We start from the raw sequence: 20,903 nt of genomic DNA on the forward strand, positions 1-20,903 counted from the left end.
ATACGACGACTAGCAGACTTCGCCGTAGCTGGCCAGGATCTCGCGGTGCAGATCGATCAGCCGGGGCACGTCGGCGCGGTCGGCCCTGGCCATCCCGCATTCGGTGCAGATACCCCACGTTGCGGACGGCAGGTACTGGTCGATCAGCCTGACCTGCGCGTCGGTGGTGCCTTCTGGCTGTCTGTCGGGGAAGTACGGCACCAGCGCGAAGTACAGCTCGGTCCCCGGTGCGGTACGCAGCTCGGACAGCGGCGCGAAGTACGAGGAGTCGCTGCGATCCTGCGGTACCGTGAACGACAGCCAAGCCGGTGGCCGGCCGGCCGTCGAGGTGACCGCATTGGCGAGTTCCACCTGTGTGGCCAGGCTTTCCGGCTCGACCATGTGTTTGTGCCCGAAATCGCCGTAGCACAGGTGTATTCCGGCGGGCACGTCGGACGGGACGTGATCGAGGCCACGCACGAGCCGGGCGGCCATCGTGTCCAGCAGAGCTGGTGTCTGATCGGCCAGCACGGTCTCGACGGCGGCGTCCCACTGCACCGCGATTTCGTCGTGCGGAATAACGGCCAGCAAGCGGTCGAGGTCGGCCAACAGCGCGCGCTCGTACGAAGGCGTGATGCGGTCCCGGTCACCGTCGTCGAACAGGTAGCTCACGGCGAGCGCCGTCGGATACTCGACCTGGAAACGCACATCCGCGGGCACGACCCCATCGGCGCGCAGCTGCGCGAACTTCGCGTACGACGATGAGTATTCCCTGGCATAACCCGGATCCGGCCAGCTGATCGCGTCCGGATCGGTCCCGGCGGCGACCCTGACCTTCGGCCCGGCGCCGTATGTGCCGGACGGTGCCTCGGCGCCGACCCGTTCCAGGCCGGGTGTCTCGAGCAACCGCGGGAGCTGGTAACCGATCCAGTTCGCGCGCTCGCCGGTCTCCCCGTCCGGCAACCGGTGCACACCGTGCGGCACGCGTTCGGCGAGGGTGCGCAGGACTGTCGTGGCGTCCGGCAGGTTTACCCCGCCGTTGAAGTGAACCGCGGTTGGGGGCATCGGAATCTCCTTGGGGGAAAGGGATATGCGACCGGGTACCACTGAACTCTCAGTGAAAACCCGCGACTCACTGTAATCACGGCTCGTGGGGTTCCGGCAGGCCCGGCGATCGGAGTGCACTCGATCGGGCGATGGTCAAAACTCGGCGAGTAGAGGTCAGGCGCTGACCTCTACTCCACATAACCTGCGGCTGCCCCGATCACCGAGACAGCACCCAGGAGGACCGTTGAGCTCCGCCCGTGACGTCCACAATGGACACGTCACCGATCGCCTGTCCCACACCAGCGGCCACATCGAGGTGCGCGGCGCGCGCACCAACAACCTGCGTGACGTCTCGGTCGACGTGCGCAAGGGCGCGCTCACGGTGTTCACCGGAGTGTCCGGGTCGGGCAAGAGTTCCCTGGTCCTCGGCACGATCGCGGCCGAGTCGCAGCGACTGCTCAACGAGACCCAGCCGACGTTCATCCAGGGCCTGCTGCCGCAGACGGTCCGGCCGGACGTCGACAGCCTGCGCAACCTGTCCGCTGTGGTGACGGTCGACCAGAAACGGCTGGGCGCGGACCCGCGGTCGACGGTCGGTACCGCTACCGACACGTACGGCATGCTGCGGCAACTCTTTTCCCGCCACGGAACCCCGCACATCGGGTCGCCGAGCCGGTTCTCCTTCAACGATCCCGCAGGTATGTGTCCGGCCTGTTCGGGGACCGGTGTGGTCACCGAGGTGGACATCGACCAGCTGGTGGACCGGAGGCTGTCGCTGAACGACGGCGCCCTGCTGTTCCCGACCTTCGCCGTCGGTTCCGGGTTCTGGTCCATCTTCGTCAACTCCGGGTTCTTCGATCCCGATGTCCCGCTGGCGAAGTTCGACGACGAGCAGTGGGACAAGCTGCTGCACCTGGAACACGCGAAGACCGACAGCCGCTCGCTCAAGGTCACCTACGAAGGCCTATTGCCCAAGCTGCGCCGCCTGTACCTGACCAAGGAACCCGAGTCGCTGCAACCCCACGTGCGGGCCGCCGTCGAACGCATCTCGACCACTTCGCAGTGCGCGGACTGCGGCGGGAGCAGGCTTTCCGCGGAGGCACGATCGGTCAAGGTCTGTGACGTGGGCATCGCCGAGTGCACAAGCATGGAGATCGGCGACCTGCTCGACCTCATGCACAAGTGGAACGACCCCGCCATGGCCGGTCTGGTCGACGGCCTGCGCACGGCATTGTCCGCCATGGTCGAACTCGGGCTGGGCTACCTGAACCTGCACCGCCGGGCCGGGACCCTGTCCGGCGGCGAGTCGCAACGGGTGAAAATGGTGCGGCACCTGGGTTCCGCGCTGACCGACCTGACCTACATCTTCGACGAGCCGACCACCGGCCTGCACGCGGACGACGTCGACCGGGTGCTCAAGGTGATGGCGAGCCTGCGGGACAAGGGCAACACCGTGCTCGTCGTCGAGCACGACCCGCAGGTCCTGACGGTCGCCGACGCGGTCGTCGATCTTGGACCCGGCGCCGGGACCCACGGCGGCACGATCATCTATGCCGGGCCGCCGAGTGGGCTCGCCGACTCCGGCGGCGCCACGGCAAAAGCGCTGAGCGCCGTGCCACAGCTGCGCACCGCCCGGCAACCCACGGGATGGCTGCGGGTTGACAAGGCCGGCCTGCACAACCTCCGCGATATCACCGTTGAGATCCCGCTCGGCGTTCTGGTCGCGGTCAGCGGCGTCGCGGGAGCGGGCAAGAGCTCACTGACCCGGGGCGTGCTGCCGTCCCGGCTGGAGTCCTGTGTGATCGTCGACCAGAGCCTGCCGCGCGGCAGCAGGCGCAGCACACCGGCGAGCTGGACGGGCATTCTCGATCCCATTCGCAAGGCCTTCGCCCGCGCCACGGGCGTCAGTTCCGCGCTGTTCTCGGCGAATTCGGCCGGTGGCTGCACGGAGTGTGGCGGCACCGGTGTCAAGATCACCGAACTCGGCCGGGGCGACACGATGGAATCGCCGTGTGAGGAATGCGGCGGCTCGCGGTACCACCCCGAGGTGCTCGTCCACCGGTTGCGCGGCCTGAACATCGCCGAAGTCCTCGCCCTGCCGGTGAATTCGGCCCGCGAGTTCTTCACCGAGAAGGCGATCAACGAGGTATTGACGAGTCTGGACAATGCCGGGCTCGGCTACATCGCGTTGGGCCAGCCACTGTCGACGCTGTCCGGTGGCGAACGGCAGCGGTTGAAGCTCGCCGTCGAACTGGCCTCGCCATCGGATTTCTATGTTGTCGACGAACCGACCGCGGGTCTGCACCGGCAGGATGTGGGCCGCCTGATCGGCCTGCTCGACCAGCTCGTCACCAAGGGCAGCACTGTCGTTGTCGTGGAACACGATCTCGATGTGATCGCGCAGGCCGACTGGGTGATCGATCTGGGGCCCGGACCGGGTGCCGCGGGCGGGGATCTCGTTTTCGCCGGGCTGCCCGGGGACCTGGCCCGGCACGCGACTTCGGTGACCGGGCGTCACCTCGCGGAGCACCTGCGGGGCGTTGAATCGAAATGAGAACAAGGGAGCGGACCGAATGACCAGGATCGCCGTCATTCTCGGCAGTACAAGGCCCGGCCGGCGCGGGGAGACCGTCGCCAAGTGGGTCGTGGAAACAGCACAACGGCATGCCGCCGCGATGCTCGGTGACGCGATGTTCGAATTGGTCGACCTGGCCGACTACGCGCTGCCGTTGCTCGATGAGCCGGTGCCCGCGAAGTTCGGCCAGTACCGCAACGCGGAGACCGAGCGCTGGTCGCGGACGATCGGTTCGTACGACGGGTTCGTGTTCGTCACGCCGGAGTACAACCACTCGATGCCCGCATCGGTGAAGAACGCGATCGACTATTTGTTCGCGGAATGGAATGACAAGGCCGCCGGGTTCGTCAGCTACGGCGTTCACGGGGGAACGCGTGCGGTCGAACACCTGCGGCTGACGCTCGCCGAGGTGAAGGTCGCCACGGTGCGCAGCCAGGTCGTGCTGTCGGTGTTCACCGACTTCGACTACACCGGGTTCGACATGACCGACCCGACCTCGCCCGGGGTCTTCGTTCCCGGGAACGGGCAGGAAGAGGCGCTGACCACGATGCTCGACGAGGTCATCGCCTGGTCGGGCGCGCTCACCCCGCTGCGGGCCGAGGTCGTGCGGTCGGCTTAGAGCTGTCCCATGCGAGCACCAGAACGGGCGTCGCGGTGTCCAGGGTGGACTTGGACCGCGCGTCCTTTCGGTGTGCTCGTGCTCGGGAACGACGAGGTTCCCTTGGGATAGCACGGATATCCCCTCGTCCTCACCGTCGATGCCCTACTGGGGAAGCTGTTCGCAGGGCAGTGTGAACGGTATGACGTCGAACTCGCACGTACCGGTTCTCGTGGTCGGGGCCGGCCCGACCGGCCTGATGCTCAGTGCCGAGCTGGCGTTGCACGGCAGCCCGCCGCTGACGGTCGACGCGCTGTCCGGCCCAAGTGGACAGTCGCGGGCACTGGGGTTCACCGTGCGGACGCTGGAGATCCTCCGGCAGCGCGGCATCCTGGACCGCTTCGAGGGTCTGGTCCAGGTGCCGGGCGTGCACTTCGCCGGGCTGAACATCGACGGCGCCCGCCTGTCCAGCACGATGCGGCCGGCCAACCAGTACCCGCAGTCGAAGACCGAGCAGGCACTGGGGGCCTGGCTGGCCGAACTGGGGGTCCAGGTGCGGCGGCCGTGGCGGCTGGAGTCGATGACACCGACCGGGCAGGGGTACCGCTGCGAGCTGGCCGGGCCGGACGGCCGCCAGGTCGTCGAAGCGGACTACGTGGTCGGCTGTGACGGCGCGGCGAGCGTTGTGCGCGAGGCGATCGGCATGCCGGTCCGGCGCACGCCCGCCTCCGTGCAGATGCTGCTCGGCGACCTGCGCGGCTGCGGTCTGCCGAACGAGCCGTTCGGCGTCAAGCACGAGAAAGGGATGGTGATGTCGGCGCCTCTGGGGGACGGGACCGAACGGGTCATCGTCTGCGACTTCACCCAGCCGATGCGGCCGCAGGGCACCCCGGTCACCCACGCTGAGATCAAGGCAGCGTACGAGAACGTCGTAGGCAAACCACTGGCGGACGGCGAATGCCTGTGGGCCAGCTCGTTCTCGGACGCGTCATCCATAGTGGACTCTTATCGTTCGGGCCGGGCCCTGCTGGCCGGGGACAGTGCGCACACGCATCTCCCAGCCGGCGGACAGGGTATGAACGTGTCCATTCAGGACGCGGTGAACCTCGGCTGGAAGCTGGCCCTGGTCAGCCAGGGTCACGCACCGGAGTCCTTGTTGGACACCTACCACGCCGAGCGCTACCCGGTCGGCCTGGAGCTGCTGCGCAACACCGCCGCCCAGGGGCAGCTGTTCCTGCGGGGTCCCGAGGTGGATCCGTTGCGGGAGACCATCAAGCGGCTGCTGGACATCCCGGAGGTGTCGACCCGGCTGGCCGACTCGGTGAGCGGCCTGGACATCCGTTACGACCTGGGCCTGCCGAGGCCGGTCGGCGAACGGCTGCCACCGGACACGTTCGACGCGGACGGCGCGGACGTGCTCGAAGAACTGCGGCACGGAGAAGCATTGCTGGTCCTGCTGAACTCCGACGAGCCGGTACCAGCGGCCGTGGAGCCGTGGCGGCACCGGCTGCGCGTAGTTCGCGCGCAGGCACCGAAACCGCACGACCAGAACCTGTTCGTCCGGCCGGACGGCCACATCGCCTGGGCGGGCGAGCGCGGTGACGGGCTGAGCGCCGCCCTGACCCGCTGGCTCGGCGAACCCACCGCCGCATAACCACCGAAGGGGGACAAGACCGTTGTTCAGCACTCTCATCGTCGCCAGGATGCAGCCCGGTCACGCCGAGGCGGTGTCGGACATCTTCACCGCGTTCGACGCGACCGACATGCCCCAGCGGATGGGCACCCGCCGCCGCGAGCTGTTCCGCTACCGCGGCCTGTACTTCCACCTGCAGGACTTCGAGACGCCCAACGGCACGGAAACCGTCGAGGACGCCAAGTCCGACCCGCGGTTCATCCAGGTCAGCGCCGACCTCAGGCCGTACATCGAGGCCTACGCGCCGGACTGGCAGTCGCCCAAGGACGCCATCGCGGAGCGCTTCTACCACTGGAAGTCCGGCCAGTGAGCCGCCGCGTCTTCATCACCGGCGTCGGTGTCGTGGCGCCCGGCGGCGTCGGCCGGGACAACTACTGGGATCTGTTGACACAAGGGCGAACCGCCACGCGCAGGCTCAGCCTGTGCGACCCGGAGCCGTTCCGCTCCCAGGTGGCGGCCGAGGTCGACTTCGACGCCGAGGCGGCCGGGCTGACCGAACCACAGGCCAAGGAACTCGACCGCGCGGCCCAGTTCGCGTTGGTCGCCGCCCGTGAGGCCATTGTGGACTCCGGTTGGGCGGGAACCTCGCCGCCGGAACGCACCGGGGTGATCGTGGGGTCCGCGGTCGGTGCGACCACGAAGCTCGAAGAGGTCTACCGGCAGGTCAGCAAGGACGGCGTGCTCTGGGACGTGATCCCGGACGCGCCCACCGAGCTGTACTCCTACTTCGTGCCCAGCTCCTTCGCCGGCGAGATCGCGCGGGACGCCCAGGTGACCGGCCAGAGCGGAGTCGTGTCGACCGGGTGCACGTCCGGGATCGATGCCGTTGGCACGGCGTGGGAACTGGTCCAGGACGGGGTTCTCGACTCGGTCATCTGCGGCGCGACCGACGCACCGATCTCGCCGATCACGGTCGCCTGCTTCGACACGATCAAGGCCACGTCGACCTACAACGACACGCCGGAGTCCGCGTCACGCCCGTTCGACGTCACGCGGGGCGGGTTCGTCCTCGGCGAGGGCAGCGCGATGTTCGTGATCGAGTCGGAGGAGTCCGTCGAACGCCGGGGCGCCCGCGTCTACGGCGAGATCACCGGATATGCCAGCCGTTGCAACGCCTATCACATGACCGGCCTCAAGGACGACGGCCGCGAGCTCGCCGAAGCCGTGACCGCGGCGCTGTTCCAGTCCAAGATGGACCCACACGAGCTGGACTACGTCAACGCCCATGGCAGCGGGACGAAACAGAACGACCGGCACGAGACCGCCGCGCTGAAGGTGTCCCTCGGCGAGGCCGCCCACCACGTGCCGATCAGCTCGATCAAGTCGATGATCGGGCACTCGCTGGGCGCGATCGGCTCGCTGGAGATCGCCGCGTGCGCGCTGGCGTTGCGGCACAACATGATCCCGCCGACGGCGAACCTGACCCGGCCGGACCCCGAGCTGGACCTGGACTACGTCCCGGTGCACGCCCGCAGCCGGCGCACCGACCGGGTGCTGACCACCGGCAGCGGGTTCGGCGGGTTCCAGAGCGCGATGGTCCTGGCCGACCCGGAGAAGAGCTCATGACCGCCAACATCAGTGGCATCGACATCATCTCGCCCCTCGGCCTGTCCCGCGAGGAGCACTGGAAGGCCGTCCTGGACGGCTATAGCGGCCTGGCGCCGACCCGGTCGTTCGACTCGACCACCTACGACAACCCGATCAGCGGTGAGGTGCACACCTTCACCCCCGAAGGGCTGCCCCGCCGCCTGCTGCCCGCCACCGACCGGATGACCCAGATGTCGTTGGTGGCCGCCGCGGGCGCGTTCGACGACAGCGAGATCGACCTGGGGCGGCTGGATCCGTTCGACATCGGCGTGCTGACCGCGTCCACCGCGGGTGGTTACGCGTTCGGTCAGAAGGAACTGCAGAACCTGTGGTCGAAGGGGCCCAAGTACGTCAGCACCCACCAGTCCTACGCGTGGTTCTACGCCGTGAACACCGGGCAGATCTCGATCCGGCACGGCAGTCAGGGACACAGCGGGGTGATCGTGGCCGATGACGCCGGTGGCCTGGACGCGATCGCCTTCGCGGCTCGTAGGCTGCGGCGGGGGAGCAAGGTCGTCCTGACCGGCGCTGTGGACAGCACAATGTGCCCGTGGGGACGCGTCGCGCACGCGTCCACCGGTGAGCTGTCGAAGTCCGAGGACGCCACGACCGCGTACCTGCCGTTCGACGAGCGCGCCAACGGGTGGGTCAACGGTGAAGGCGGCGCCCACCTCGTACTGCAGTCCACAAGCGACGGTCGCTACGGCGTGATCCGCGGCCATGGCGCGACCATTGGCGAAGACCGCCTGAGCCAGGCGATCCGTCTGGCACTGGGTCGAGCAGAGCTGCGGCCCCAGGACATCGACGTCGTGTTCGCCGACGCGGCCGGAACCCGGGCGGCGGACCAGGCCGAAGCCGAAGCCATCGGCGAGATCTTCGGCCGTGGCTCGATCCCGGTCACCGCGCCCAAGGCGGCGACCGGCCGGATGGGCTGCGGAACGGCCGCGCTGGACGTCGCCATGGCCCTGCTCGCCATCCGCGACCAGACCATCCCGCCGACCGTCAACGTCGAGCCCGACAAGTCCTTGGGGCTCAACGTGTGCACGACGGCGACCAGGCGGCGCATCACCAATGCCCTGGTGCTGGCCAGGGGCATCGGCGGATTCAACTCGGCCCTGATCGTCGGGGCATGACCAGAGGAGAGGCAGTGAACAAAGGAGACGCGGTGGTCACCCGCATCACCATGGCGGATCTGAAGCGGGCCCTGGAGGAAGGGTCCGGTGTGGACGAAGGCGTCGACCTCGACCGGGACCTGGGTACCTCGGCGTTCGCGGACTTAGGCTACGACTCGCTGGCCGTGCTGGAGACCGGCCTGCGGCTCAGCCGGGAGAACGACGTGGACATCGACGACTCGATCTTCATGGACCTCGACACGCCCCAGCAGCTGCTGGACGCCGTCAACGAGGCCCTGGAGCGGCGGAGGCAGGCATCATGACCGTCGTCCGGCATGCCCTGGTGACCGGCGGGTCCAGCGGTATCGGCAAGTCCGTCGCGCAACGGCTCGGGACGGCCGGTCACACCGTGACGATCTGCGGCCGGGACGGTGAAAGGCTGCGCACCGCGGCCAAGGAACTGGCCGATCAGGGCGTTCCCGTCACGGCGTTGACCGCCGACGTGAGCGATCCGCAGCAGGTGAGGGATCTCGTCGCGCAGGCGGTGGCGGCCAACGGGCCGATCGGGATCCTGGTCAACAACGCGGGCCGCAGCGGTGGCGGCAAGACGTCGGAGCTGACCGACGAGCTGTGGCGGGATGTGTTGCGCACCAACCTGGACAGCGTCTTCTACGTCACCCGCGAAGTCCTGGCGCGCGGCGGGATCCGGGAGGTCGGGCAGGGCCGCGTCATCAACATCGCGTCCACAGCGGGCAAGCAGGGCGTGCTGCTGGCCGCGCCTTACTCCGCGTCCAAGCACGGCGTCGTCGGGTTCACCAAGGCCGTGGGCAAGGAACTCGCGCCCGAGGGGATCACGGTGAACGCGGTCTGCCCCGGATATGTGGAAACCCCGATGGCGGTGCGGGTCCGGCAGGGCTATGCGCACGCGTGGGAGACCACCGAGGCGGAGGTCCTGACCGCGTTCGAGGCCAAGATCCCGCTCGGCCGGTACAGCACCCCGGACGAGGTCGCCTCGATGGTCGAGTACCTCACCACCGAAGGCGCGGCCTCGATCACGGCTCAGGCACTCAACGTGTGCGGCGGCCTCGGCAACTTCTAGGAGATGATCCACGTGACCGACCGGCCACGCGTAGACCTGCACACCACCACCATCGGCTGCGGCGCCGACGATGTGTACCGCCGCCTGGAGAACGTGGCTCAGTGGTCGGAGATCTTCGAGCCGACCATCCACAGCGCGGAGCTGTCCCGCGACCGGGACACGCAGACGATCCGGTTGTGGGCCACCGCCAACGGTGAACCCAAGTCCTGGGTGTCCGAGCGGCACCTGGACCCGGTGGCGCGGACCATCCGGTTCGCCCAGACCGTCACCGCACCGCCCGTCGCCGAGATGTCGGGCGAGTGGAAGGTGCTGCCGAAGTCCGGCGACAGCTGTGAAGTCCAGTTGCTGCACACCTACCGGGCGGTCGACGACGCACCGGCGTCGCTCGACTGGATCTCGGCCGCGGTGGACACCAACAGCACCAAGGAGCTCGGCGCGTTGAAGGCCGCCTGCGAACGGGCGGACGGTGAGCTGGGGCCGTTCACCTTCGAGGACTCGGTCGACACCACGGCCGATCCGGTGTTGTTGTTCTCCTTCCTGGACCGCGGCGAGCTGTGGGCGGGCCGGCTGGACCACGTGGCCGAGGCGGAGATGAAGGAGTTCTCCGACGGCCTGCAGTTCCTCCGGATGCGCACCCGGACCCCGGACGGGGACACGCATGTCACGGAGTCCTACCGGATTTCGCAGAGCCCGGCGCGGCTGCTGTACAAGCAGGTGACGCTGCCCGCGTTGCTGGCCCTGCACACCGGGTCGTGGACGATCGGCCCGGTCGGGGAACAGTGGCGGGTGACCTCCCGGCACACGGTCGCGATCAACGCGGACGCGGTCGGGAAGGTGCTGGGGGACAAGGCGACCATCGCGGACGCCAAGGAACTCGCCCGGCGCAACCTGGGGAACAACAGCCTGCGTACCCTGGAAGCCGCCGTGCGCTGGGCCAAAGCCGATGTGCCACAACGATGAGTGACACAGTGGATGTGCTGGTGGCCGGTGCCGGGCCCAGTGGCCTTCTGCTGGCGGGAATCCTCGCCGGCGCGGGCGCCCGGGTCACCGTCCTGGAATCGCGTGAGGTGCCCAACCCGCAGACCCGGGCGTCCACTCTGCACGCCCGGGCCATGGAGATCTTCGCCGCTCATGGTGTCGGCTTCGGCCGGGAACTGCCGCGGGCCACGCATGGGCACTACGCGGGCCTGCCCATCGACCTGTCTCAAGTGGACTCGGAATGGGCCGGTGTCTGGCGGTGCCCGCAGCCGGAGCTGGTCGGGACCTTGACCGGCTGGGCGCGGAAGCGAGGTGTCCGAGTCCACTATGGAGAGCGTGTCTCCTCGCTTCGCCGGCAGGGACAGCGATGCATCGCCGAGACCGCTGAGGGTGCCTTCGCCGCGTCGCTGGTCGTCGCGGCGGACGGGCAGGCGAGCACGGTCCGGTCGCTGCTGGGCATCGGGTTCGAAGGCGCCCCGCCCACTCGTGTCCTGGTCCAGGCCGACCTGCTCGGCGCCGAGGTCCCCGGGCGCCGGTTCGAACGGCGCGGGCGGTACACCGTCACCGCCGCACCGCTCAGCCCCGAGGTGACGCGGGTGATGATCCACGATCCACAGTGGACCCCGGGTGAAGTGTGCACACCCGAAGGTCTGCGGGCCGCCTGGCGGGATGCCACCGGTGAGGACCTGCCCGTCGAGCCGTCGTGGCTGCGGACGTTCGGCGATGACACGCGGGTGGCCAGCCGGTTGGTGGGTGACCGGGTCGTGCTGTGCGGGGACGCGGCGCATCCGTTCATCCCCATCGGTGGCCAGGCCCTGAACACGTCCATTATGGACGCTGATGCGCTGGGCCGGAAGGTGCTGGACCACCTTGCGGGAGCGCCTCTCGACTACCAGGAGGAGCGCTCGGCCCAGTTGCGGGTGGTCGCGGAGCGGTTGCGAACGCAGGCGCGCCTGCTGTTCGACACCGACGAGGCGACCGCCCGGGACAAGGACCGGATCGCCCAGCAGCTGACCACCGACGAGACCTACCGGCGGCGGATCGCCGACGGCATAGCGGGCTTCGACGTCCTCGAACGGGAGGTGGCGCGGTGAAGGCGTTCCTGTTCCCCGGCCAGGGAACGCAGAAGGTAGGCATGGGAACCTACCTGCGAGAACTCCACCCACGCCTGATCGAGCCGCTGTGGCGGGAGGCGGACGAGATCCTCGGCTTCCCGCTCACCCGGCTGTGCGCGGACGGACCGGTCGAGCGGCTGCGGCACATGACGGTCACCCAGCCCGCCGTTTTCATGTGCAGCTACTCGGCGTTGGTCGCGGCGAGGGAACACGGCGCCGTCCCGGACGTCATCGCGGGCCACAGCCTGGGCGAGTACTCGGCGCTGGCCGCGGCGGATGTGCTGACCTGGCAGGAGGTTCTGCAGATCGTCCACCGCCGTGGCGTGCTGATGGCGCAGGTGCAGCAGCGGGTGGACGGCAAGATGGCGGCCATCATCGGCTGCCGGATCGAGCAGGTCGAGCGGATCTGCGACCAGGTGCGCGAGGACACCGGCGAGGTGGTCGAGGTGGCCAACCACAATGAGCCGCTGCAGGCCGTGGTGTCCGGCCAGTCCAACGCCATCGACCAACTGATCAAGCACTTCGACGCGATGACCGACGTCCGCGTGACCGTGCTGCGCATCGGCGGCCCGGCTCATTCCAGCCTGATGGGCAGCGCGACCCCGGACTTCGTGGACTACCTGCGCCGCTTCGGTTTCCAGAAGCCGAAGGTGACTCTGTTGTCCAGTTCGACCGCCGAGGCCTACCGGAGTGGCGCGCAGATCAAGCATCAGCTCGGCGACCAGCTGGTGCACCGGGTCCGGTGGGTGGACGTGATGGCCGAACTGCGCCGGCGGCTGGTGTCGCAGACCTGGGAGCTGGGGCCGGGAAAGGTGCTGTCCGGGTTCGTGAACCGGGCGCTGCCCGCGGTTCGGACGTTCCGCGCCAACGATCTGGCGTCGTTCACGGCCGGCGTGGTGGGCTGGTGACCCGATGACCTCTGTCGTGCTCATGTTGCCTGGTCAGGGTTCGCAGTTCACCGCGATGGGGGCCGCGCTCTACTACTCGGATCCGCGGTTCAGCCGGGCGTTCGAGGACTTCCTGCGGGCGTTCGGTCCCGGTGCCGAACGCCTGCGCGAGGTGTGGCTCAACGGGACCACGGCGGAGCTCAGCCGCGGATCCTTCGCGCAGCCACTGCTGTTCGGGATCGACTACGCCGCCGGGGTGGTCTGGCTGGACGAACTGGGCGATGCCGATGTGACGCTGGTCGGGCACAGCGTGGGGGAGCTGGCGGCGGCCACGCTCGCCGGGGTCTTCGATCTCGAGCTGGCCGGGGCGTTGCTGGCCGAACGGGCGCGGCTGCTCGACCTGGCGCCGCGCGGCGGGATGATCGGCTGCCGGGCGCCGGCGGCTCTCGTCGGCGAACTGCTCAGCGGGCAGGCCGTCATCGCGGCGGAGAACGCGGACGACCAATGCGTGGTGAGCTGTGCCGAGGATGAGATCGTGACCATGGTGAACCGGCTGCGATCCGCCGGGATTTCGTGTATGCGGGTGGCGTCGAGCGAACCATTCCACTCACCACTCCTGCGGCCGGCCGCGGGTGAGTTCGAGGCGTTTCTGGTCAAGCGCTCAACCGCTTTGTCGGTACCCCGAATACCGATGGTCTCGGCCTACTCGGCCGCCCCGGTGGATGGCCGGGATGCTTTGCCCGCTTCGTTCTGGACCAGGCAGATGGCCGAAAAGGTGGAATTCTGGCGTGCCCTTCGCGGCACGCTCGGCGGCGAGGCCCGGAAATTCGTCGAGATCGGCCCGGGAACCGTGCTGAGTATGGCCGCCAAGCGGCTGCCGTCGGTGCGTACCGGGTTGTCCACTGTGGTGACGACGATGCCACGGCACCTGCGCGGGATCGAACAGTGGACCCGGATCCGGAGTGAGGTGGTGGCCGGGAATTGAAACTCCTGACAAAGCAGGTCCTCGGTGATAGTGTGACTGAGGTGTGATCCGAACCCATGGGGGTGGGTGTGTGGACCTGTTCAGGCAGTTGCCGTCTGGTGGCCCGTCGCAGCGCCGCAGGCGTGCCGCGGTGAGATCGTGATCTCGTTTTCCCGATGATTCGATAGGGACCTTATTCAATTTTACTTTTGCCGCTGATCAATCGCGTCCGGGGACGGACTTCTGGGGGAAGTTGCATGAGTGCCATCCGCTTTGACGTGCTGGGCCCGCTCCGGGTGCGGAGTGATGACGCCCTTGTCCAGCTGAGCGGGCGCAAATATCGGACCGTCGTCTCCTACCTCGCCCTCAAGCCGGAACGCTCGGTGGCGATGGAGGGACTGCTGGACGCCGCGTGGGGGCGGCAGCGGCCGCCGAGCGCGAGCCACCAGGTGCGCAAGATGATCTCCGCGCTGCGGCTGAGCCTGGACGAGGGCTGGGACCTGGTGGAGACCTCGCAGGACGGCTACATGTTGCGGCTGACGCCGGAGCAGTCCGACGTGTCGGAGTTCTGCAGGCTGTTCGACCAGGTGATGGCCGGGTCGCTGGCGACCGACGCGGACCTGTCGGCCGCCTACTCCGCGCTCGCGCTCTGGCGCGGCCGCCCGTGTGAGGGCTCGGAGCCGCAGAGCGAGGAGCGCCAGATCTTCGAGCTGGTCGAGCAGCACCGGGTGCTGCTGAACAAGGCTCTGCCGGCGTTCCGGGAACGCGGCCGGTCCGACGAGCTGACCTCGATCCTGCACGCGGCGGCCAAGATCCACGGGCGGCCGGTGCACGCGGGTTCGGTGATCACGGCCCCGGACGTGCCGGTGATCGATGCCCCGGCGCCGCCGGACCGTCCCGGTTCACCGGTCGGGCCGCGGTGCCTGCCAAGGGATCTGCACGACTTCAGCGGCCGCGACCGCGAGATCGGTGCGCTGCGGGCGATGTTGTCGCGCGCGGGAGCCGTTCAGCCCGCGGTCGCGACGATTCACGGCATGGGCGGCGTCGGCAAGACGGCGATGGCCGTGCACGTGGCCCACCAGCTGGCCCAGCACTACCCGGACGGCCAGCTTTTCGTTTCCCTGGACGGGTTCTCGTGCGCCACGACCGCGAGCGTGTCCAGTGCCCTCGGCGTTCTGTTGCGGCAGATGGGCATCGCGGACGAGGACATCCCGTCGTCCGAGCAGGGCCGCCTGGCGCAGTGGCGAAGCGTCACCTCCGGGCTGAAGCTGCTCATCGTTCTCGATGACGCGCGTGCCATCGAACAGGTCGAACCACTGATACCCCCGTCGGGTACCAGCGCCTGCATCCTCACCTCCCGGATCATCCTCAACGGAATCGATGGCGCACAGCACATCTCGCTCGAGGTGCCGGACGAGGACGAGTGCCTGGAGATGCTCAGCCGGATGGTGCACCAGCGGTTCACCGGCAGCCAGGCACGCGATGCCCGTGCACTGGTCCAGCAGTGCGCCAACCTGCCGCTCGCGCTTCGGTTGGCGGCGGCTCGGATCTCGACCCGGGACTACGTGGACTTCCGCGAGCTGAGCGACCGGCTGGCCTCATCGGCGACCGCCCTGCACGAGCTGGAGGTGCCCGGGCGCAGCCTGGTCGGCCGGCTGATGACGTCGCTGACCAGCCTGGAGGACTTCGACCGCGACCGGTACCTTCGGCTGTCCCTGTTGCCCTGTCCCGAGCTGGACGAGGCCTCGATCGCGGCCTCGCTCGGGGTGTCGGCCGACTGGGCGCGGCGGGCCTACCGGCGGTTCGCCGACCGGGCTTTGGTGCAGCGCACGCACTCCGGCGCGTACCGGATCCACCCGTTGCTCCTGCACGCCGCGCACCTGCAGGCCCAGGAGACGATCGGGTACGAGGAGCAGCGCCGGGTCGTGCAGGCCGCCCTGCGCCACTACAAGGCCTCGAACGGGCTGGTGGGCGCCAGCCGGATCAGCCCGTCGCGCGGTCCGGACGGTCACGTCGTGCTCAGCACCCTGACCCGGTCCGGGGAACTGGCCAAGCGGCTGGATCTGGGCGCGGAGTTCGTCGACCTGTGCCTGGCCTGGGAGGGCCTGGTGCGGCTGCTGCTGGACACCAGGCAGCAGGAAGTGGTGTGGGACCTCGCCCTGGAGGCCGCCGACGAGCACCCGGATCCGTTGGTGCGGGACCGGTTGCTGGGCATTGCCAGTGAGCACACCGCCGCTGCCTGTGCCGTGTGCTGACGTTCGCCACCGGAAGGAGCCGGACCGATGTCCGCCGTGCTGTACGACGAACTTGTCCGCGTCCCGCAGCAGAGATCCATGCCGGCCAGCCAGTTCGTCGTCGGCGGGGGCGGCCTGCTCGGCCGGCACGTCTGCGAGGTGCTGGGCGGCCGGCTGAGCGAGCGGGTCCGGATCGACTGGCCCGACCACGCGCGGGCGGGTGAGCAGCTGTCCTCGCTCGGCCGCTTTCTGGCCGCGCAGCAGGGAAACTGGAACCTGTACTGGTGTGCCGGGCTGGCGGTGTTCCACACCGGGGCCGACCAGGTCGAGCGGGAACGCCGTCAGCTGAGCCGGTTGCTGGCGGGCATCGGCGACGGGGGCGGGCCGTCGAAGGGCGCGATCTTCTTCGCCTCGTCGGCGGGCGGCGCGTACGCGGGCTCGGATACCGCGCCGTTCACCGAGTTCTCCCCGGCGGTTCCCGTGAATCCCTACGGCGAGGCCAAACTCCGGCTCGAAGAAGAGCTCAGTGCCCTGGCCCGGTCGCGCGGCCTGCCCGCGGTGGCCGCGCGGATCACGAACCTCTACGGGCCAGGGCAGAACCTGACCAAGAACCAGGGCCTGGTGAGCGCGATCGTCAAGGCGCAGCTGACCGGGGAACCGTTGCCGCTCAGGGCCCCGCTGGAGACCACCCGCGACTACATCTACGCGCGGGACTGCGCCCGAATGGCCGTGGCCGCGGTGGAAGCGGCGCGGGTGCGGACCGCGGGCGGCGATCCCTACGTCTGCAAGATCTTCGCCAGCGGCCGGCCGTTCCGCATCGAGGGGCTGCTCACCATGGCGGAGCGGCTGTTCGACCGCCCGGTGTCGATCGTGCACGAGGACGCTCCCGGTGCGGCCAATGTGGACCTCACGGCCGAGTCCCGGGTCTGGACCGATCTGGGGTCCTCGCCCTTCCTCGGCATCGAGGAAGGGATGCGGGCCGTCCGGGCCGACCTGCGTCACCGGCTCGCGCTCGGCTGACCCTTCCGCCGCTTGGCCGGCACCTCGACGTCGACCCGCTTGGTGATCCGGCGGGCGGCGTCGGCGAGCTCCGGCGGACCCTCCACTTTGAACGGACACGCGAACGTCACCAGGAAGCCGATCAGCGCCGCCCATGACCACGCTCCCATGTGGATCCGGGTCAGCCGCTCGTCGACGGCCTCGAAGCTCGCGATCCCCGGCGCCCACTTGGCCACCAGATGCGCCGGGCACTCCATCAGGACCGTGCCGTAGCACGGCCACGAGTCGGCGGCGTCGCCGCGGTCCGGCTGGTTCTGCACGAACCGGGTGATGTCCTTGTCCGGCATGTCCCGCTGGCTGAAGCCCCAGCTGGTCGATGCCAGGTCGGAGATGCGGTCCAGCCGGTAGGCGTGCCAGGACTTCCCGCGCTGGTCGTAGCCCACCAGGTACCAGCGACCGGACCAGACCACCAGGCGATGTGGTTCGACCACCACCTCACCAGCCCCGGCCAGCCGCGGGCTGCTCGACGTGTAGCTGAACCGGACCAGGTCGCGTCCCTGCGCCGCGGCGCTCAGCTGCGCCAGCAGAGCCGGATCGACCTGTGGCGGCGCCAGTTCCCACGCGTTCTCGATCTGTTCGACCGAGAACGTGGCCAGGCGCCGGGACAGGTGCGGCGGCAGCAGTTCGCTGATGGAGTTCAACGCACGCTTTGTGGCGTCACCCATTCCGGTGACCGTGGCCGGGGCCGTCTGCAGTGCCAGCGCGATGGCAACGGCCTGCTCGTCGTCGACGATCAACGGCGGCAGATGCGTGCCCCGGGACAAACGGTAGTAGCCGCCGGGACCTTTGGTCGCGGACACCGGATAACCCAGCTCGCGCAACCGGTTCACATCGCGCCGCACGGTCCTCGGCGACACGCCGAGCCGGCGCGCGAGATCGTTGCCGGTCCACTCCTTCTGGGCCTGCAGCAGGCTGAGCAGTTCGAGCGTTCGGTTCGCGATCACCGGATCTTCCCCCCGGATTGACGTGAGAAGCGGACAGGATACGACCTCTTCTTCTGACATCGTGCCACGAGGGCCGGGGGCGAGTCGCGCCCCCGCACCCGAGTGCCACTCCCGGTCACCCCCTGCCGGGAGTGGCCACACGTGATCGAACGGAGGGAAAGCAGTGTCCGGAGCACCAACTCGGCCCGCGCCGGCCGGCCGGGACGCGTGGATGGGCCTGACGGCCATCTCACTGGGCGTCTCACTGGTGGTCGTGGACTTCACCATCGTCAACGTGGTGATGCCGCCGATCATCGACGACCTGAGGATCTCGGCTTTCGGAGCACAGTGGATCCAGGAGTCCTACGCGATCATCCTGGCCGCGCTGCTGCTGGTGATGGGTCGTCTGTCGGACATCATCGGCGCACGCAGGCTGTTCATGATCGGGACGGTGATCTTCGGGGTGGCGAGCATCGCCGCGGCGTTGTCGCCAACCGGTGAGATCCTGGTCCTCAGCCGCTTCGCGCAGGGCATCGGCGGCGCGATCGTGATGCCGACATCGTTGTCCTTGCTCAACATGAGCTTCCAGGGCCCCGACCGCGGAAAGGCGTTCGCCGTCTGGGGATCCACCATCGGCGCCGCAGCCGCGGTGGGACCGCTGCTGGGCGGCTGGCTCAGCGAGTACTCGTGGCGCTGGACGTTCGGCATCAACATCGTGTTCGTGGTGCTGATCCTCCTCGGCGTGATGAAGTACCTGCCCAAGTCGCCCCGCCAGCCCGCGCGGCTGGACTGGCTCGGTGGCGTGCTCTCGATTCTGGGGCTGGGGCTGCTGGCGTTCAGCCTGATCGAAGGCCGCAGCTACGGCTGGTGGGACGCGCGCAAGAGCTTCGGCCCGTTCAGCGAGTCCGGCCTGTCCGTCATCCCGGTGGCGCTGCTGGTCTCCGTGGTCTGCCTGGTCCTGTTCCTGGTGCTGCAGATCAGGTTGAGCCGCAAGGAGGGCACCGCACCGCTGATGGACACGTCGCTGTTCTCGATCAAGTCCTTCAGCACCGGCAACATCGCGACGCTGATCATCGCGCTGGCCGAGTTCGGCATCCTCGCCGTGTTGCCGCTGTGGCTGCAGTTCGCGCTGGGTTACTCGACGATCCAGACCGGACTGATGGTCTTCATCGTGGCGGTCGGCAGCTTCTTCGCCAGCGGGGCCAGCTTCGGCATGGCGCAGAAGACCGGCCCGGTGGCGTTGGTCCGGATCGGACTGACGCTGGAGGCCGCGGCGCTGCTCATGTTCGGCCTGCTGTCCAGCAGCGACTCGCAGTGGTGGGTGATCGGGATCGCGTTGTTCCTGTACGGCATGGGCGTCGGCTTCGCCACCGCACAGGTCACCAACGTGGTGCTGGCCGATGTGCCGCCGTGGAGCGCCGGTCAGGGGTCCGGTATCCAGAGTGCCGCGCGCCAGCTCGGTTCCGCGTTGGGCATCGCGGTGCTGACGTCGACGTTCTTCGGCGCGCTGGCCGGCGACCTGTCGGATCGGCTTGTCGGGCAAGGAACATCGCCGGCCGACGCGGAGAAGTTGTCGTCGGCCGTGTCGGACAGCGCGGGGTCGATGATCGCGGGGCTGAGCCAGAACCCGCAGACCTCGGCCGCGGCCGACGCCGCGCGGGACGCGATGTCGCATGGCGTGCAGATCAACGGGTTCACCTGTGCCGCGTTGCTGGTCCTCGGCATGCTGGCGACCTTCCTCATTCCCAAGCCGGATCCCAAAGCGCGGCAGTGGGGCAACGAACAACCCGCCGAACAGGCTCAGCCGACGCTCTGAGCCGGTTCGCCAGACCGTGGAGGGACGGGCGCGTTCGCCCGTCCCTCCACGTGTGTCCGCCGACGATGTCCCCGGACCATCCCATCGGGATACCTAGCTCGAATGCCGTCGCGGCAAGGAGAGTAGAGGGCGAACGAACTGCCCACGCAGCGGTGCCTCACCTCCATGCACGCAACCAGACGAAGGGACACCATGACCATGACAAGCAGGGCAGCGCTGCCTCCGCAGTCGCCGCCGGTCAGTTTTCAGCTGCTGGACCTGTTGATGGGAAGCTGGCGCGCCGGTGTCGTCAGCACGTTCGCGGAGCTCGGCGTGGCCGACGCGCTCAGCGCCGGTGACCTTTCGCCCGCGCAGCTCGCGGTCCGGCTCGGGCTGGAGCGCGATATCGCCGGCCGGTTCTTCCGGGCGGGCACCGCGGTCGGCCTGATGCAGCAGACCGGGGACAACACCTTGGCGCTGACCGAACTCGGCCGCGCGCTCGCCACCGACGACGACGACTCGATGCGCAACTTCGCGCGGTGGGCCGGTTCCACAGCCGAGCGGGCGACGTGGGCGCACCTGCCGACCGCTGTGCGGACCGGCCGTTCGCCGTTCGCCGCCATGCACGGTTCGGGTGTCTGGGAGTTCCTGGACTCCAACCCGGACACCGCGGCGGTGTTCAACTCGGCCATGACCGAGCTGTCCAAGCGGATCATCCGGCCGGTGGTCGAGGCGTTCGACTTCTCGCCGTTCGCCAGTGTCACCGACGTGGGCGGTGGCCGCGGTGCGCTGCTTTCCGCTGTGCTGCAGCAGTATCCCGGCATGACGGGTGTCCTGTTCGACCAGCCGGACGTGGTCTCGCGGGCGTACCCGGAGCTGTCCGAGGCGGGCGTGGCCGACCGGGTGACGGTCAAGGGCGGCTCGTTCTTCGACAGCGTGCCCGCGGGCAGCGACCTGTACCTGGTGTCCAATGTGCTCCATGACTGGGACGACACCCGTTCGCGGCTGATCTTCAAGAACATCGCGGCGGCGATGCACAGGGGCGCCCACCTCGCGGTCGTGGAGGCGGTGGCCGGCCTGGACGACCTGGCCGACCGGGCCATCTCGTTGATGGACATGGACATGCTCGTGCTGTGCGAGGGAAAGCAGCGCACCGTCGGCGAGTTCCGGTCGCTGATGGCGGAGGTCGGCATCGAGCTGGTCGGGGTCACCCGCGCCGGGCTGCAGTCGGTCGTCCAGGGAAAGAAAACGGCGTAGG

General features: G+C 68.7%; 18 protein-coding genes. 16 read left to right on the forward strand and 2 right to left on the reverse strand.

Annotation, left to right across the window (positions count from 1 at the left end):
- Positions 1–9: 9 nt before the first annotated feature.
- On the reverse strand, positions 10–1,044 hold the full coding sequence (locus AB0J95_RS30980; RefSeq protein ID WP_364765622.1) for a hypothetical protein: 1,035 nt from the start codon (positions 1,042–1,044) through the stop codon (positions 10–12).
- A gap of 271 nt (positions 1,045–1,315) precedes the next feature.
- Here AB0J95_RS30980 and AB0J95_RS30985 point away from each other — a divergent pair, with 271 nt between their 5' ends.
- The 14 genes from AB0J95_RS30985 (at position 1,316) to AB0J95_RS31050 (ending at position 16,888) form a co-directional block, all read left to right on the forward strand.
- A complete protein-coding gene (locus AB0J95_RS30985) occupies positions 1,316–3,580 on the forward strand; it encodes an ATP-binding cassette domain-containing protein (RefSeq protein ID WP_364766245.1) in 2,265 nt (754 codons plus the stop codon).
- Between the two features lie 19 nt (positions 3,581–3,599).
- Entirely contained in the window at positions 3,600–4,220 is a 621-nt protein-coding gene (locus AB0J95_RS30990; protein ID WP_364765624.1) for an NAD(P)H-dependent oxidoreductase, read from the forward strand.
- A 181-nt stretch (positions 4,221–4,401) separates the two neighbouring features.
- On the forward strand, positions 4,402–5,853 hold the full coding sequence (locus AB0J95_RS30995; RefSeq protein WP_364765626.1) for an FAD-dependent monooxygenase: 1,452 nt from the start codon (positions 4,402–4,404) through the stop codon (positions 5,851–5,853).
- Positions 5,854–5,875: 22 nt separating this feature from the next.
- Positions 5,876–6,202 carry a TcmI family type II polyketide cyclase gene (locus AB0J95_RS31000; protein ID WP_364765628.1) on the forward strand — a complete coding sequence of 109 codons (327 nt, stop codon included), beginning with the start codon at positions 5,876–5,878 and terminating at the stop codon, positions 6,200–6,202.
- On the forward strand, positions 6,199–7,458 hold the full coding sequence (locus AB0J95_RS31005; RefSeq protein WP_364765630.1) for a beta-ketoacyl-[acyl-carrier-protein] synthase family protein: 1,260 nt from the start codon (positions 6,199–6,201) through the stop codon (positions 7,456–7,458). Before AB0J95_RS31000 ends, AB0J95_RS31005 begins: the two co-directional genes overlap by 4 nt.
- A complete protein-coding gene (locus tag AB0J95_RS31010; RefSeq protein ID WP_364765631.1) occupies positions 7,455–8,612 on the forward strand; it encodes a ketosynthase chain-length factor in 1,158 nt (385 codons plus the stop codon). The genes AB0J95_RS31005 and AB0J95_RS31010 overlap by 4 nt, the downstream gene beginning before the upstream one ends.
- Before the next feature lie 14 nt (positions 8,613–8,626).
- Positions 8,627–8,914, forward strand: a complete 288-nt coding sequence (locus AB0J95_RS31015) for an acyl carrier protein (RefSeq protein ID WP_364765633.1) — start codon at positions 8,627–8,629, stop codon at positions 8,912–8,914.
- Positions 8,911–9,690, forward strand: coding sequence for an SDR family NAD(P)-dependent oxidoreductase (locus AB0J95_RS31020; RefSeq protein ID WP_364765636.1), 780 nt, complete (start codon positions 8,911–8,913; stop codon positions 9,688–9,690). Before AB0J95_RS31015 ends, AB0J95_RS31020 begins: the two co-directional genes overlap by 4 nt.
- A gap of 3 nt (positions 9,691–9,693) precedes the next feature.
- Positions 9,694–10,650, forward strand: coding sequence for an SRPBCC family protein (locus AB0J95_RS31025; protein WP_364765639.1), 957 nt, complete (start codon positions 9,694–9,696; stop codon positions 10,648–10,650).
- Positions 10,647–11,762, forward strand: a complete 1,116-nt coding sequence (locus AB0J95_RS31030) for an FAD-dependent monooxygenase (RefSeq protein ID WP_364765642.1) — start codon at positions 10,647–10,649, stop codon at positions 11,760–11,762. Before AB0J95_RS31025 ends, AB0J95_RS31030 begins: the two co-directional genes overlap by 4 nt.
- Positions 11,759–12,691, forward strand: coding sequence for an ACP S-malonyltransferase (gene fabD / locus AB0J95_RS31035; protein WP_364765645.1), 933 nt, complete (start codon positions 11,759–11,761; stop codon positions 12,689–12,691). The genes AB0J95_RS31030 and fabD overlap by 4 nt, the downstream gene beginning before the upstream one ends.
- A 4-nt stretch (positions 12,692–12,695) precedes the next feature.
- Positions 12,696–13,655, forward strand: coding sequence for an acyltransferase domain-containing protein (locus AB0J95_RS31040; protein WP_364765648.1), 960 nt, complete (start codon positions 12,696–12,698; stop codon positions 13,653–13,655).
- A 236-nt stretch (positions 13,656–13,891) separates the two neighbouring features.
- Positions 13,892–15,889 carry an NB-ARC domain-containing protein gene (locus AB0J95_RS31045; protein ID WP_364765651.1) on the forward strand — a complete coding sequence of 666 codons (1,998 nt, stop codon included), beginning with the start codon at positions 13,892–13,894 and terminating at the stop codon, positions 15,887–15,889.
- 27 nt (positions 15,890–15,916) lie between these two features.
- The gene (locus AB0J95_RS31050) at positions 15,917–16,888 is read left to right on the forward strand and encodes an NAD-dependent epimerase/dehydratase family protein (protein ID WP_364765654.1); all 972 of its coding nucleotides are present in this window, start codon (positions 15,917–15,919) and stop codon (positions 16,886–16,888) included.
- Here AB0J95_RS31050 and AB0J95_RS31055 read toward each other — a convergent pair.
- Positions 16,867–17,871 (reverse strand): WYL domain-containing protein, encoded by a 1,005-nt coding sequence (locus tag AB0J95_RS31055; RefSeq protein WP_364765657.1) that lies wholly within the window; start codon positions 17,869–17,871, stop codon positions 16,867–16,869. The genes AB0J95_RS31050 and AB0J95_RS31055 overlap by 22 nt on opposite strands.
- A gap of 163 nt (positions 17,872–18,034) precedes the next feature.
- Here AB0J95_RS31055 and AB0J95_RS31060 point away from each other — a divergent pair, with 163 nt between their 5' ends.
- Complete coding sequence (locus tag AB0J95_RS31060; RefSeq protein WP_364765660.1) at positions 18,035–19,666, forward strand: MFS transporter; 1,632 nt, start codon at positions 18,035–18,037, stop codon at positions 19,664–19,666.
- Between the two features lie 198 nt (positions 19,667–19,864).
- On the forward strand, positions 19,865–20,902 hold the full coding sequence (locus AB0J95_RS31065) for a methyltransferase (RefSeq protein WP_364765663.1): 1,038 nt from the start codon (positions 19,865–19,867) through the stop codon (positions 20,900–20,902).
- Position 20,903: the final 1 nt, after the last annotated feature.

The organism is Actinocrispum sp. NPDC049592 (assembly GCF_040675465.1).
Classification (GTDB): Bacteria; Actinomycetota; Actinomycetes; order Mycobacteriales; family Pseudonocardiaceae; genus Kibdelosporangium.